The organism is Pseudomonas sp. Irchel 3E20 (genome assembly GCF_900187645.1).
GTDB lineage: Bacteria > Pseudomonadota > Gammaproteobacteria > Pseudomonadales > Pseudomonadaceae > Aquipseudomonas.
Window position 1 is genome coordinate 33,793 of record NZ_FYEE01000015.1, and the last position, 12,606, is coordinate 46,398.

The following is a 12,606-nucleotide window of genomic DNA, read 5'->3' on the forward strand; positions in this document are numbered from 1 at the left end:
CTGTGATCGTTTCGATCCCAGGGCTTTTTTGTCAATTGCTGCTTAACTTGGCCTGCTAACGATGCGTCGTTCGTTGTACTTAAAAGGCCCGGTGAAGACCCGTCTTCGCAAGAGAGCCTCCCTTTAGCCTGAGCCCATCTGCGTTGCCACACCGCTCGGCCCCGAGCGGCAGATGGCTCGACCCAAAGCCAAAAACAAGGCGGGCGTGCCCATGATGACACTCAAACTCAACGGTCAAGACCACCCCCTGGACGTCACCGAAGACATGCCCCTGCTCTGGGCCATCCGCGATGTGATCGGTTACAGCGGCACCAAATTCGGTTGCGGCATGGGCCTGTGCGGTGCTTGCACCGTCCATATCGACGGCGCCCCGGCGCGCAGTTGCATCACCCCCATCGGCTCGGTGGCCGGGCGTAACGTCAGCACCATCGACAACCTGCACAACGACCCGGTGGGCCAAGTGGTGCAGCAAGCCTGGCTCGACGTGGCGGTGGCGCAATGCGGCTACTGCCAGGGCGGGCAGATCATGTCCGCCACCGCGTTGCTCAAAACCACGGCCAACCCCAGCGACGAACAAATCGAACACGCCATGCTTGGCAACCTGTGCCGCTGCGGCACCTACAACCGCATCAAGACCGCCATCCACCAGGCCGCGGCCCGGTTGCAGGAGGCCAAGGCATGAGCCCGTTACCCAGCGATTTTGCCCTGAGCAACTTGAGCCGCCGCGGCTTCCTCAAAGGCCTCGGCGCCACCGGCGCATTGGTGCTGGCGGCCAGTTGGGGCTGGCAGCAGGCCTTGGCCGACGAAGCCAAGTTCGGCGCCGAAGGCATGCCCCACGGCGCGGTAGACGACCCCAAGGTGTACGTGAGCATCGCCGCCGACGGCCAGGTCACGGTGCTGTGCAACCGCTCGGAAATGGGCCAAGGCGTGCGCACCAGCCTGGCCATGGTGGTGGCCGACGAATTGGAAGCAGACTGGGCGCGGGTCAGCGTGGCCCAGGCGCCGGGGGACGAAGCGCGCTTCGGCAACCAGGACACCGATGGTTCGCGCAGCATGCGCCATTGGTTCGAGCCGATGCGCCGTTGCGGGGCGGCGGCGCGGGCGATGCTGGAGCAGGCGGCCGCCGCCCAGTGGCAGGTGCCGGTGGGCGAATGCCGGGCCCGCTTGCACCAGGTCATTCACTCGCCCAGTGGCCGCGAACTGGGCTACGGCGCATTGGCCAGCGCCGCCGCAGCCTTACCCGTGCCACCGCGTGATGGCCTGCGCCTCAAGGGCCCGGACGAGTACCGCTACATCGGCAAGGAGGCGACGCGGGCCATCGACGGCGCCGATATCGTCAACGGCCGGGCTATCTACGGCGCCGACGTGCATTTTGAAGGCATGCTCTACGCCACCGTGGCGCGGCCACGGGTGTATGGCGGCAAGGTCAAATCGCTGGACGACAGCGCGGCGCTCAAGGTGCCCGGGGTTATCAAAGTCATGGCCATCGAGGGCCGGCCGTTGCCCTCGGAGTTCCAGCCCCTGGGCGGTATCGCCGTGATTGCCCGTAACACCTGGGCCGCGATCAAGGGCCGCGAAGCGCTGAAAATCGAGTGGGACGACGGCGCCAATGCCGGCTACAACTCCATCGCCTATCGCCAGGAGCTGGAAGCCGCCGCCCGCCAACCCGGCAAAGTGGTGCGCAACAGCGGTGACATCGAGCAGGCCATGGCCAGCGCTGACAGCAGCCTGGAAGCCGCCTACTACTTGCCGCACCTGGCGCAATCGCCGATGGAGCCGATGGTGGCCATCGCCCGCTTCCAGGATGGCCACTGCGAAGCCTGGGCGCCGAGCCAGGCACCGCAGGTGACCCGCGAGCGCATTGCCGAACGCCTGGGCATCGGTTTTGAGCAGGTGCGGGTTAACGTCACCCTGCTGGGCGGCGGCTTTGGCCGCAAATCCAAGCCGGATTTCATCCTAGAGGCGGCGATCCTGGCCAAGGCCTTCCCCGGCACAGCGGTGCGGGTGCAGTGGACCCGCGAGGACGACATTCATTTTTCCTACTTCCACACGGTGTCGGCCGAGTACCTCAAGGCCAGCTTGAACAAGGACGGCTTGCCGTCGGGCTGGTTGCACCGCACGGTGGCGCCGAGTATCACCGCGCTGTTCGCCCCAGGCATGGCCCACGAGGCTGCGTTCGAGCTGGGCATGGGCTTTACCAACATGGCCTACGCGATCCCCAACGTGCGGCTGGAAAACCCCGAGGCGGCGGCCCATACCCGGGTCGGCTGGTACCGCTCGGTGTCCAACATCCCCCATGGCTTTGCCATCCAGAGCTTTGTCGATGAACTGGCCCATAAAGCCGGCCAGGACCCGCTCAAATACCAGCTCAAGTTGTTGGGCCCGGACCGCCAGATCGACCCGCGCACCCTCAGCGAAGAGTGGAACTACGGCGAATCCCCCGAGCGCTACCCCATCGACACCGGGCGCCTGCGCCAAGTGCTGGAAGTGGCGGCCAAGGCTGCCGGGTGGGGCCGGCCACTGCCCAGGGGCCGGGGGCTGGGGCTGGCGGTGCACTACAGCTTCGTCACCTACGTGGCGGCGGTGCTGGAAGTGGAAGTCCAGGACGATGGCACCTTGATCGTGCACAAGGCCGATATCGCCGTCGATTGCGGCCCGCAGATCAACCCCGAGCGCATCCGCTCGCAGTTCGAGGGCGCCTGCGTGATGGGCCTGGGTAACGCGGTGCTGGGGGAAATCAGCTTCAAGGATGGCCGCGTGCAGCAGGACAACTTCCATATGTACGAAATCGCGCGCATGTCCCTGGCGCCTCGGGAAATCGCCGTGCACCTGGTCACCCCGCCCGGCGAGGTGCCGTTGGGCGGTGTCGGCGAACCCGGTGTGCCACCCATCGCGCCGGCGCTGTGCAACGCGATTTTCGCCGCCACCGGCAAGCGCATCCGTAACTTGCCGGTGCGCTTACAGGCCCAGGGATGGCGCGCCTGATGGACAGTGTCGACCTGAACGTGTTGCGCAGCGTGCTGCAATGGCGCCGTGATGGCCGCGCGGTGGTGCTCTACAGCGTGGTGCAGACCTGGGGCAGCGCGCCCCGCCCGCCAGGGGCGATGCTGGCGTTGCGCGATGATGGCGTGGTGATCGGCTCGGTGTCCGGCGGCTGCATCGAAGACGACCTGATCGCACGCCTGCATGACGGACGCCTGGCGGCGAGCGGCCCGCCCGTGGAACTGCTGACCTATGGCGTCAGCCGCGACGAGGCGGCCCGTTTCGGCCTGCCCTGTGGCGGCACCTTGCGCCTGGCCCAGGAACGGCTCGACGACCCGGCCTGGGTCGCGCAACTGCTGGAGCGCTGCGCGGCCCACGAAATCGTCGCCCGCGAGCTGGACCTGGCCACAGGCCGGGTGACGTTGCTGGCGGCGGGGCGGGCCGACAGCCTGAGTTTCGATGGGCGCACCTTGCGCGCGATCTACGGCCCGCGCTGGCGCTTGCTGCTGATCGGCGCCGGGCAGCTCTCGCGCTATGTGGCGCAGATGGCGCGGTTGCTGGATTTCGAGGTGCTGGTCTGCGACCCGCGCGAAGAGTTCAGCCACGGCTGGGACGAGGCCCATGGGCGGTTCGTCGCGGGCATGCCGGATGACGCGGTGCTCAACATCCACACCGACGAACGCACTGCCATCGTCGCCCTGACCCACGACCCGCGCCTGGACGACATGGCCTTGCTCACGGCGCTGGAGTCCCGGGCTTTCTATGTGGGCGCGCTCGGCTCGCGGGCCAACAGCCGCAAACGCCGGGAAAACCTCGCCCAACTGGGCTTGCCCGGCGCCGCAATCGAGCGCTTGCATGGGCCGATCGGCTTGTACATCGCCAGCCACACGCCAGCGGAGATCGCCCTGTCGCTGCTGGCGCAAATCGTCGCCCACAAAAACGGCGTGGCCCAGGCCGGCATGCGGCGGGCGGACGAGGCGGCAGCGTGACGCCTTTGGTGGTGGTGCTGGCGGCCGGCCAGGGCAGGCGCTTTCGCGAGGTGGCGGGGGCGGGGCAGGACAAGTTGCTGGCCCCTTGTGTCGGCCGTGATGGCCATCGTCGGCCGGTGATCGAGCAGGTGCTGCGCAACCTGCCGGTGCAGTTCACGCGCCGGCTGCTGGTGACCACGGCGGATCGCCCCGGAGTGGCCAGCCTGGCGCGGGCCTATGGCTGCCAGGTGCTGATCGTCGAGCCGGGCGGTATGGGCGATAGCATCGCTGCGGCGGTCGCTCTCGGGCCTTCTGCGGGTGGTTGGTTGCTGGTGTTGGGGGACATGCCATTTGTGTTGCCCGCGAGCATCGAGCAGGTGGCTGCCGCGTTGATGCCGGACAGCATCGCGGTGCCGCTGCATCAGGGCGAGCGCGGGCACCCGGTGGGGTTTGGCGCAGGGTTCGGTGCGACATTGGCGGGGCTGAGTGGGGACCGTGGGGCCAAGCGCCTGTTCGCTTCGGCGCGGGTGGCCGAGGTGGCGGTGCCGGATCTGGGCGTGCTGTGGGACGTGGACGAGCCGCAGGCCTTGGTGTTCTGAACCATAAAAAAGCCCCGCCTGATTGCTCAGGCGGGGCTTTTCAACAGCTGTTGGCGTCAGGCGAGGGGTTTAGGCTCGTGTTCTGCTTCCAGGGCTTGCGGGTTGTGCTCGACCACTTCTTCGACGCTACGCAGGTTTTCGTCGATGGCAGGCTCGGCGGCCACTTCGCTAGCCTGGGCTGGCGCCTCGACCACTTCGGCAACCGGCGCCGCTTCCATGGCAGCAGGCGCAGCAGCGCTAGCCAGTTCGGCTTCCTTCTGCAGACGCTCGGCTTCACGCTTGCGGCGACGCACTTCACGTGGGTCGTTCGGTGCGCGACCGTTTTCGCTGAGTACCACGGCTGGGGCCACTTCGGCGACCGGCGCGGCGGCTTCGGCAACCACTGGCGCTTCGACTGCAGCTTCGACGGCTGGCGCCGGCTCAGCAACAGGCTCGGCAACCACTACTTCGGCCACTGGGGCTGGGGCTTCGACTACAGCAGGCTCCGAGGTCCAGTTGAACGCGGTCTGTTCTTCACGAACCGGCTCTGGTGCGGCTTCTGCCACTGGCACTTGGGCCAAGGCTTCGATACCGGCCGCAGCCGGCTCTGCGATGGCCACGGCTTCAGGTTCGGCCTGAGGCTCGGCGGCTACTTCCACTTCAGCCACGACGGGCGCTGCTACGGGCGTGGTCGCTTCAACGGCGGGCGCTTCGACCTGCGGCGCGTCTTCGATGGCAGCGGTGGCGCGTTCGGCTTGCTGGTGTGCCTGGGCTTCGGCCGGGGCGCTGATGACGGTGCTGGCCACGGCGGCAGTGACGGCCAGGCCGGCAGCCAGGTCGGCGCTGCTTGGTTCTTCGCCGTTCTCGGACTCTTCCGAGCCTTCGATCACGTTGCCGTTGGCATCACGCTGACGCTCGCGACGGTTGCTGCGACGACGCTGGCCACGGGAGCGGCGGCGTGGGCGATCGCCTTCGGCGCCGTCCTGACCGTCGTCCTGCAGTTGCTCTTCATTAGGCAGCAGTTCTTCTTCGGCAACGGCGGCTACGGCCTCTTCGGCACGTGGCTGGCGCTCTTCACGTGGTGGGCGCGGTGCGCGCTCTTCCCGTGGTTGGCGGGCCGGGCGTTCTTCACTCACGGCTGCAACGGCGGCGGCAGCGGCTGGAGCGGCGTCCAGGGGCTCGCGCAGTTCACGTACCGGGCGCTCTTCACGCTCGCCGCGTGGCTTGCGGTCTTCGCGTGGGGCGCGAGGGGTGCGTTCTTCGCGAGGTGGGCGCGGTGCGCGTTCTTCGCGGGCGACTGCCGGGGTCTCTTCACGGGCTTCGCGTGGCGCGCGGTCTTCACGTGGCTCACGGGGTTCGCGCGGTGCGCGTTCTTCGCGAGGGGCACGTTCTTCACGGGGCTTGCGTTCTTCGTCGCGGCGGCCGTTGCGGTTGCGGCTTTGCTGGCGACCGTTACGACGTTCTTCGTTGCGGGCAGGGCGCTCGCTGGCCGGTTTCTCGACCACGACCGGTGCGGCAGGCTCTTCCTTGGTAGCGAACAGGCTGACCAGGGACTTGACCAGGCCCTTGAACAGGCTCGGCTCAGGCACGACGGCCGGTGCGACCGGGGCGGCGACGGCTTCGCTCGGTACTGGTGCGTTGGCACGGGCCGGCGCGGTTTTCACGGCGGCTTCCTGGCGAACCAGGGTGCGGGTAGCGGCAGCCGGTTGCACTTCTTCCACTTCGGCAGCGGCAGCGGCGATTTCGTAGCTGGACTGGTTGATGTGGGCTTCCGGGCTGTCATCACGCAGGCGCTGCACTTCAAAGTGCGGCGTCTCGAGGTGATCGTTCGGCAGGATGACGATGCGGGCACGGGTGCGCAGTTCGATCTTGGTGATCGAGTTGCGTTTTTCGTTGAGCAGGAACGCGGCGACCGGGATCGGCACTTGCGCGCGGACTTCGGCGGTGCGGTCTTTCAGGGCTTCTTCTTCGATCAGGCGCAGGATCGCCAGGGACAGCGATTCGACGTCACGGATGATGCCGGTGCCGTTGCAGCGCGGGCAAACGATGCCGCTGCTTTCGCCCAGGGACGGACGTAGGCGCTGACGGGACATTTCCAGCAGGCCGAAGCGCGAGATGCGGCCCACTTGGACGCGGGCGCGGTCGGCTTCCAGGCATTCGCGGACTTTTTCTTCCACGGCGCGCTGGTTCTTGGCCGGAGTCATGTCGATGAAGTCGATCACGATCAGGCCGCCAATGTCGCGCAGACGCAGTTGGCGGGCGATTTCCTCAGCCGCTTCCAGGTTGGTCTGCAGGGCGGTTTCTTCGATGTCGCTGCCTTTGGTGGCGCGCGCCGAGTTGATATCGATGGACACCAGGGCTTCGGTCGGATCGATGACGATGGAGCCGCCGGACGGCAGTTCGACGACGCGCTGGAATGCGGTTTCGATCTGGCTTTCGATCTGGAAGCGGTTGAACAGCGGCACGCTGTCTTCGTACAGCTTGATCTTGCTGGCGTACTGCGGCATCACCTGGCGGATGAAAGTCAGGGCCTCGTCCTGGGCTTCAACGCTGTCGATCAGCACTTCGCCGATGTCCTGGCGCAGGTAATCGCGGATCGCGCGGATGATGACGTTGCTTTCCTGGTAGATCAGGAACGGCGCGGAGCGATCCAGGGACGCTTCTTTAATGGCGGTCCACAGTTGCAGCAGGTAGTCGAGGTCCCACTGCATTTCTTCGCTGCTGCGGCCAAGGCCGGCAGTGCGCACGATCAGGCCCATGTCGGCAGGCGCCACGAGACCGTTGAGGGCTTCGCGCAGTTCGTTGCGCTCTTCGCCTTCGATGCGGCGCGAGATGCCGCCGGCACGCGGGTTGTTCGGCATCAGTACCAGATAACGACCGGCCAGGCTGATGAAGGTGGTCAGGGCTGCGCCCTTGTTGCCACGTTCTTCTTTCTCGACCTGGACGATGACTTCCTGGCCTTCGCTCAGGACGTCCTTGATGTTGACGCGGCCTTCGGGGGCTTTCTTGAAGTATTCGCGGGAGATTTCTTTGAGGGGCAGGAAGCCGTGGCGCTCAGAGCCAAAATCGACAAAGGCAGCCTCAAGGCTTGGTTCGATGCGAGTAATCCGGCCTTTATAGATGTTGGCCTTCTTCTGCTCGCGTGCACCGGACTCGATGTCCAGGTCGTAGAGGCGCTGGCCGTCTACCAGTGCAACACGCAACTCTTCGGGTTGAGTTGCGTTAATCAGCATTCTTTTCATGTAGTACCGTCGGTTTCCGGGCTGCCGGAAACGGCGTTCGGCACACACGACTTCTCACGGTCGGTGTCAGGTGCGTCAGGAGTGGTTGGCCACTCCCGTGTCTGGCGAGGTTCGTCCAAAGGGGGCGAAGTCGCGACTTACGCGTCCTGCTTGCTGTGGCTACTTAAGCACTCAGTCAGGAGGAGGAATCAACCGGCGGATGTGGACGAGATGAAGCGTCTAAATATAAGCCTAGTGCTACACGGTCCGACGGTTGTGCATCTCCACCCTACACGTATCCCTGATAATTCGGGTGCTGCCGCGCGCAGAATCCGCAGCGGGTTGGCATTTACCGTGAGCTCCGAAAGGGGAGGTCACGCATCATGGCTAATTTAGGCGTTGTTTCCGAAGCCTTCGCCAAGGTTCATTCGCGACTGACTGCACTTTGTGAACTGGCCGTGAATATCGGCGTAAAAGGCGAGTAATGACTCTGCTTCTCACGCTCGCTTCAGGCCTCATGTCACCTGCGCTTGTTACACCCGCGAACCTTGCCTGTAAGTGGCGAAAGCCCCGTAGGACGGCCTCGCGTCCTGATGAATTGCGTTGGTCAGGGCCGGTGGTTGACCGTATATGCGCTGCCCAGGCCGCTTTTGGCGGCGTTCGCGACTATAGCAGCAATCATTAAGTGCTTCAAATCCATAAAAAATTGTTATCATTCGCGGCATGACGACTACTGCCCCCCCGACCCCCAGTGTCCAGCTGCTTGAGGTCTCGCCGGAATATGCCGGCCAACGTATCGATAACTTCCTGCTTGCCCGTCTCAAAGGCGTGCCCAAGACCTTGATTTATCGCATTTTGCGTAAAGGCGAAGTGCGGGTGAACAAGGGCCGGATCAAGCCCGAGTACAAGTTGCAAGCCGGCGATATCGTCCGTGTGCCGCCTGTGCGCGTGCCTGAGCGCGACGAGCCGGTGCCTTTGGCCCGGGGACTGTTGCAGCGCCTGGAAGCCTCGATTGTCTTTGAAGACAAGGCCCTGATTGTCATTAATAAGCCTGCTGGCATTGCCGTGCACGGTGGCAGTGGCTTGAATTTCGGCGTGATCGAGGCCTTTCGTCAGTTGCGCCCGGACACCAAGGAGCTGGAGCTGGTGCACCGCCTCGACCGCGACACCTCCGGCCTGCTGATGATCGCGAAGAAGCGCAGCATGCTGCGGCACTTGCACGCGGCATTGCGCGGCGATGGCGTGGACAAACGCTACATGGCGCTGGTACGCGGCAACTGGGCGACGTCCATCAAGCAAGTGCGGGCGCCGTTGCAGAAGAGCAACCTGCGTTCCGGCGAGCGCATGGTGGAAGTGGACGAGGAGGGCAAGGAGGCGCTGACCCTGTTCAAGGTGCTGCGCCGTTTCGGCGACTTCGCCACCATGGTCGAAGCCAAGCCTGTGACCGGCCGGACTCACCAGATTCGCGTCCACACGCTGCACGCCGGGCATTGCATTGCCGGTGACAGCAAGTACGGCGATGAAGAGTTCAGCAAGGAAATCCGCGACTTGGGCGGCAAGCGCCTGTTCCTGCATGCCTACATGCTGACAGTGCCGTTGCCCGATGGTGGCGAGCTCAAGTTGCAGGCGCCGGTCGACGAGATGTGGGCCAAGACCGTGGAGCGCCTGAGTGCAAGCTGACTACAAGCTGCTGATCTTCGATTGGGATGGCACCCTAGCCGACTCCGTTGGTCGGATTGTCGAGGCCATGCATGTGGCTTCCACCCGTTCGTCCCTGCCGCTGTGCAGCGACGAGGCGGTCAAGGGGATTATTGGCCTGGGCTTGCCCGAGGCGATTCGCACCCTGTACCCGCAGATCGGCGACGTCGAGCTGCTGGCGTTTCGGCAGCATTACGCAGATCACTACATAGCCCTTGAGGCCGAGCCTTCGCCTTTGTTTGCAGGTGTGGTGGAGTCGCTGGAGGGCTTTCGGCGCGACGGCTATCACTTGGCGGTGGCCACCGGCAAGGCGCGCCGAGGCCTGGATCGCGTGCTCAAGGCTCATGGCTGGGAAGATTTTTTCGACATCTCCCGGGCCGCGGATGAAACCGCGAGCAAGCCCCATCCTTTGATGCTTGAGGAAATCCTTGCCCATTGCCGTGTTCCGGCCGGGCAGGCGTTGATGGTGGGGGACTCTTCGTTCGACCTGCTGATGGCGCGCAATGCGGGGATGGATTCGGTGGCGGTCAGCTATGGAGCCCAATCGGTGGAGGCTTTGCGCACCTTCGAGCCGCGGTGGGTGATCGATCGTTTCTGCGAGTTGCGCGACTGGCTAGGCCAGGGCGCACCCATTAAGTAGTGGCTTGGGGTAGATGGCATGAGCAATGAATGGAAGGAACCCGTTAAGGCAGGCGCCGAGGCCGGTGAAGACAAGAGCTGGAAACTGCTGGAGAACACTCTCCTGGCGGGTGTGCAGGAGCAGCGCCGCTCGCGGCGCTGGGGGATTTTCTTCAAGCTGCTGACCTTTGTGTACCTGATGCTGGCGTTGGTGCTGTTTTCGCCCCTGATGGACATGGAAAAGAGCGCCGCCCGCGGCCCTGGCTACACCGCGCTGATCGATGTGGTTGGGGTGATTGCCGACAAGGAAGCGGCCAGCGCCGATAACATCGTCGCCAGCCTGCGTGCTGCGTTCGAGGACCCGAAGGTCAAGGGTGTGGTGCTGCGCATCAACAGTCCTGGCGGCAGCCCGGTGCAGTCCGGTTATGTCTACGACGAGATCCTCCGTTTGCGTGCTCTGTATCCAAAAACCAAAGTTTATGCGGTGATCTCGGACCTGGGCGCTTCCGGCGCCTATTACATCGCCAGCGCGGCGGACCAGATCTACGCCGACAAGGCCAGCCTGGTCGGCTCCATTGGGGTGACAGCGGCGGGCTACGGCTTTGTCGGCACCATGGAGAAGCTGGGCGTCGAGCGGCGCACCTACACCTCGGGCGAGCATAAGTCTTTCCTGGACCCGTTCCAGCCGCAAAAGCCTGAAGAGACGCAGTTCTGGCAAGGCGTGTTGGACACCACGCACCGCCAGTTCATTGCCAGCGTCAAGCAGGGCCGTGGCGAGCGCTTGAAGGACAAGGAGCATCCGGAGTTGTTTTCCGGCCTCGTGTGGTCCGGCGAGCAGGCGTTGCCGTTGGGGTTGATCGATGGTCTGGGCAGCGCCAGTTCGGTGGCGCGGGATGTCATCAAGGAGAAGGAGCTGGTCGATTTCACCGTCCAGGAATCGCCCTTTGATCGCTTCTCGAAAAAGCTCGGTGCCAGCATTGCGCAGCAGATGGCGATGTGGATGGGCTTCCAGGGACCAGCCTTGCGCTAAGCGCAGTCATTCAAGTGGGGGCGACCCTGCTCGCGACAGTGGTATCACGGCCAGTGCCTGTGAAGTGCCGCCATCGCGAGCAGGCTCGCTCCCATTTTTGCTTCAGGGGATCTGCACGCCTTCGGTCAGTAGCATGTCTACCAAGCGAATCAGCGGTAGGCCGACCAGGCTGGTGGCATCCGGCCCTTCGGTGCTCTGGAACAGGCTGACCCCTAGGCCTTCAGCTTTGAAGCTGCCGGCGCAGTCGTAGGGTTGTTCGGTGCGCAAGTAACGCTCGATGCGTGGCGCATCGAGGTGGCGCATGTGCACGGTAAAGGGGATGCAATCGACCTGGCAGTGGCCTGTCTGGCTGTTGAGCAGGGCCAGGCCGGTGAGGAAGGTCACACGGCTACCGCTGGCGGCCAGCAGTTGTGCGCGGGCGTTCTCGAAGGTGTGGGGCTTGCCGATGATGCGGCCATCGAGTACGGCGACCTGGTCGGAGCCGATTATCAGGTGGGCATCGTGGCGGGTGGCGAGGGCTTGGGCTTTTTCCTGGGCGAGGCGCTTGACCAAGTCTGTCGCGGCTTCGCCGGGGCGGTGGCTTTCGTCGATATCCGGCGAACTGCAACTGAACTCAAGGTGTAACCGCTCGAGCAATTGGCGGCGGTAGACCGAGCTTGAGGCAAGTAATAAAGGCAGCATGCGGTTCTCCAGAAAGTGGTTGGCAATTCTAGCCAGGCTGGCAAGTGACGCACAGGGCTGAATTTCCTTTGACATGGCTGGGGGCATCCCTATAATGCTGCGCCTATGTTGAATGACCCGATTCCACCTCACGTTGACCCGCGCAAATTGGCTGATCGTGGCACCACCCTTCAAGGTGAGGTGCTGCTGGCCGATTTGGAGAGACTCTGCGACCCGCTTTCCGACACTGTCGGTACGGTGCAGGCCAAATTCGTATTTGAGCGAGATGAACGTAAATCTGTGGTTATCCACAGCTTTATCGACACCGAAGTCAAAATGGTTTGCCAGCGTTGTCTTGAGCTGGTCACCCTGCCGATCCACAGCGAGTGCAGTTATGCCGTGGTGAAAGAGGGTGCGAATACCCAGTCGTTGCCGAAAGGTTATGACGTGCTGGAACTGGGCGAAGATCCTTTGGATCTGCAGTCACTGATCGAGGAGGAGCTTTTGCTCGCCTTGCCCATTGTGCCTGCTCATCATCCGGAAGAATGCCAGCAGCCGGCGGGTCTCGATGAGCCCGAACCGAGCGAGGACGAGGTAACGCGGTCCAACCCGTTCAGTGTATTGGCGCAGTTAAAGCGTGACCCAAACGTTTAGGAGTTAATCAATTATGGCTGTTCAGCAGAACAAAAAATCCCGCTCCGCCCGCGACATGCGTCGTTCCCACGACGCTCTCGAGGCTAGCACCCTGTCTGTAGAAAAAACCACGGGTGAAGTTCACCTGCGTCACCACGTATCGCCAGAAGGCGTATACCGTGGCCGTAAAGTGATCGACAAGGGCGCTGACGAGTAAT

The 12,606-nt window shown here is 63.9% G+C and carries 11 protein-coding genes; 9 read left to right on the plus strand and 2 right to left on the minus strand.

Going from position 1 to position 12,606, the window contains the following annotated elements; genetic code table 11:
• Positions 1-211: 211 nt before the first annotated feature.
• Genes CKW13_RS21725 through CKW13_RS21740 form a run of 4 tightly spaced genes read left to right on the plus strand, consistent with a single transcriptional unit; the run spans position 212 to position 4,549 of the window.
• Positions 212-682, plus strand: a complete 471-nt coding sequence (locus CKW13_RS21725) for a (2Fe-2S)-binding protein (RefSeq protein ID WP_095110832.1) — start codon at positions 212-214, stop codon at positions 680-682.
• Positions 679-2,985, plus strand: a complete 2,307-nt coding sequence (locus CKW13_RS21730; protein ID WP_095110833.1) for a xanthine dehydrogenase family protein molybdopterin-binding subunit — start codon at positions 679-681, stop codon at positions 2,983-2,985. The genes CKW13_RS21725 and CKW13_RS21730 overlap by 4 nt, the downstream gene beginning before the upstream one ends.
• Positions 2,985-3,971 carry an XdhC family protein gene (locus CKW13_RS21735; protein WP_095110891.1) on the plus strand — a complete coding sequence of 329 codons (987 nt, stop codon included), beginning with the start codon at positions 2,985-2,987 and terminating at the stop codon, positions 3,969-3,971. The genes CKW13_RS21730 and CKW13_RS21735 overlap by 1 nt, the downstream gene beginning before the upstream one ends.
• Complete coding sequence (locus CKW13_RS21740; protein WP_095110834.1) at positions 3,968-4,549, plus strand: NTP transferase domain-containing protein; 582 nt, start codon at positions 3,968-3,970, stop codon at positions 4,547-4,549. Before CKW13_RS21735 ends, CKW13_RS21740 begins: the two co-directional genes overlap by 4 nt.
• A gap of 56 nt (positions 4,550-4,605) precedes the next feature.
• On the opposite strand, the gene rne is transcribed toward CKW13_RS21740, so the two are convergent.
• Entirely contained in the window at positions 4,606-7,770 is a 3,165-nt protein-coding gene (rne, locus tag CKW13_RS21745; protein ID WP_095110835.1) for a ribonuclease E, read from the minus strand.
• 702 nt (positions 7,771-8,472) lie between these two features.
• Here rne and rluC point away from each other — a divergent pair.
• From rluC to CKW13_RS21760, 3 genes are read left to right on the plus strand one after another with little or no spacing between them, the layout of a single operon-like run.
• The gene (gene rluC / locus CKW13_RS21750; RefSeq protein ID WP_095110836.1) at positions 8,473-9,429 is read left to right on the plus strand and encodes a 23S rRNA pseudouridine(955/2504/2580) synthase RluC; all 957 of its coding nucleotides are present in this window, start codon (positions 8,473-8,475) and stop codon (positions 9,427-9,429) included.
• On the plus strand, positions 9,419-10,087 hold the full coding sequence (locus CKW13_RS21755) for an HAD-IA family hydrolase (protein ID WP_095110837.1): 669 nt from the start codon (positions 9,419-9,421) through the stop codon (positions 10,085-10,087). The genes rluC and CKW13_RS21755 overlap by 11 nt, the downstream gene beginning before the upstream one ends.
• An 18-nt stretch (positions 10,088-10,105) precedes the next feature.
• Positions 10,106-11,095 (plus strand): S49 family peptidase, encoded by a 990-nt coding sequence (locus CKW13_RS21760; RefSeq protein ID WP_095110838.1) that lies wholly within the window; start codon positions 10,106-10,108, stop codon positions 11,093-11,095.
• Positions 11,096-11,197: 102 nt separating this feature from the next.
• On the opposite strand, the gene CKW13_RS21765 is transcribed toward CKW13_RS21760, so the two are convergent.
• Positions 11,198-11,776, minus strand: a complete 579-nt coding sequence (locus CKW13_RS21765; protein WP_095110839.1) for a nucleoside triphosphate pyrophosphatase — start codon at positions 11,774-11,776, stop codon at positions 11,198-11,200.
• Positions 11,777-11,881: 105 nt separating this feature from the next.
• Between CKW13_RS21765 and CKW13_RS21770 the strand changes: the two genes are divergently transcribed.
• Positions 11,882-12,409 carry a YceD family protein gene (locus tag CKW13_RS21770; RefSeq protein WP_017475815.1) on the plus strand — a complete coding sequence of 176 codons (528 nt, stop codon included), beginning with the start codon at positions 11,882-11,884 and terminating at the stop codon, positions 12,407-12,409.
• Positions 12,410-12,422: 13 nt separating this feature from the next.
• Positions 12,423-12,605: a 50S ribosomal protein L32 gene (gene rpmF, locus CKW13_RS21775; protein ID WP_003179396.1), complete on the plus strand. Its 183-nt coding sequence runs from the start codon at positions 12,423-12,425 to the stop codon at positions 12,603-12,605.
• The last annotated feature ends 1 nt before the right edge of the window (position 12,606 follow it).

Excerpts from the sequence above, each read along its gene's own strand:
- CKW13_RS21725 (WP_095110832.1), top strand. The coding sequence starts at position 212 with ATGATGACACTCAAACTCAACGGTCAAGACCACCCCCTGGACGTCACC.
- CKW13_RS21730 (WP_095110833.1), top strand. The coding sequence starts at position 679 with ATGAGCCCGTTACCCAGCGATTTTGCCCTGAGCAACTTGAGCCGCCGC.
- CKW13_RS21735 (WP_095110891.1), top strand. The coding sequence starts at position 2,985 with ATGGACAGTGTCGACCTGAACGTGTTGCGCAGCGTGCTGCAATGGCGC.
- rne (WP_095110835.1), bottom strand. The coding sequence starts at position 7,770 with ATGAAAAGAATGCTGATTAACGCAACTCAACCCGAAGAGTTGCGTGTT.
- rluC (WP_095110836.1), top strand. The coding sequence starts at position 8,473 with ATGACGACTACTGCCCCCCCGACCCCCAGTGTCCAGCTGCTTGAGGTC.
- CKW13_RS21760 (WP_095110838.1), top strand. The coding sequence starts at position 10,106 with ATGAGCAATGAATGGAAGGAACCCGTTAAGGCAGGCGCCGAGGCCGGT.
- CKW13_RS21765 (WP_095110839.1), bottom strand. The coding sequence starts at position 11,776 with ATGCTGCCTTTATTACTTGCCTCAAGCTCGGTCTACCGCCGCCAATTG.
- CKW13_RS21770 (WP_017475815.1), top strand. The coding sequence starts at position 11,882 with ATGTTGAATGACCCGATTCCACCTCACGTTGACCCGCGCAAATTGGCT.
- rpmF (WP_003179396.1), top strand. The coding sequence starts at position 12,423 with ATGGCTGTTCAGCAGAACAAAAAATCCCGCTCCGCCCGCGACATGCGT.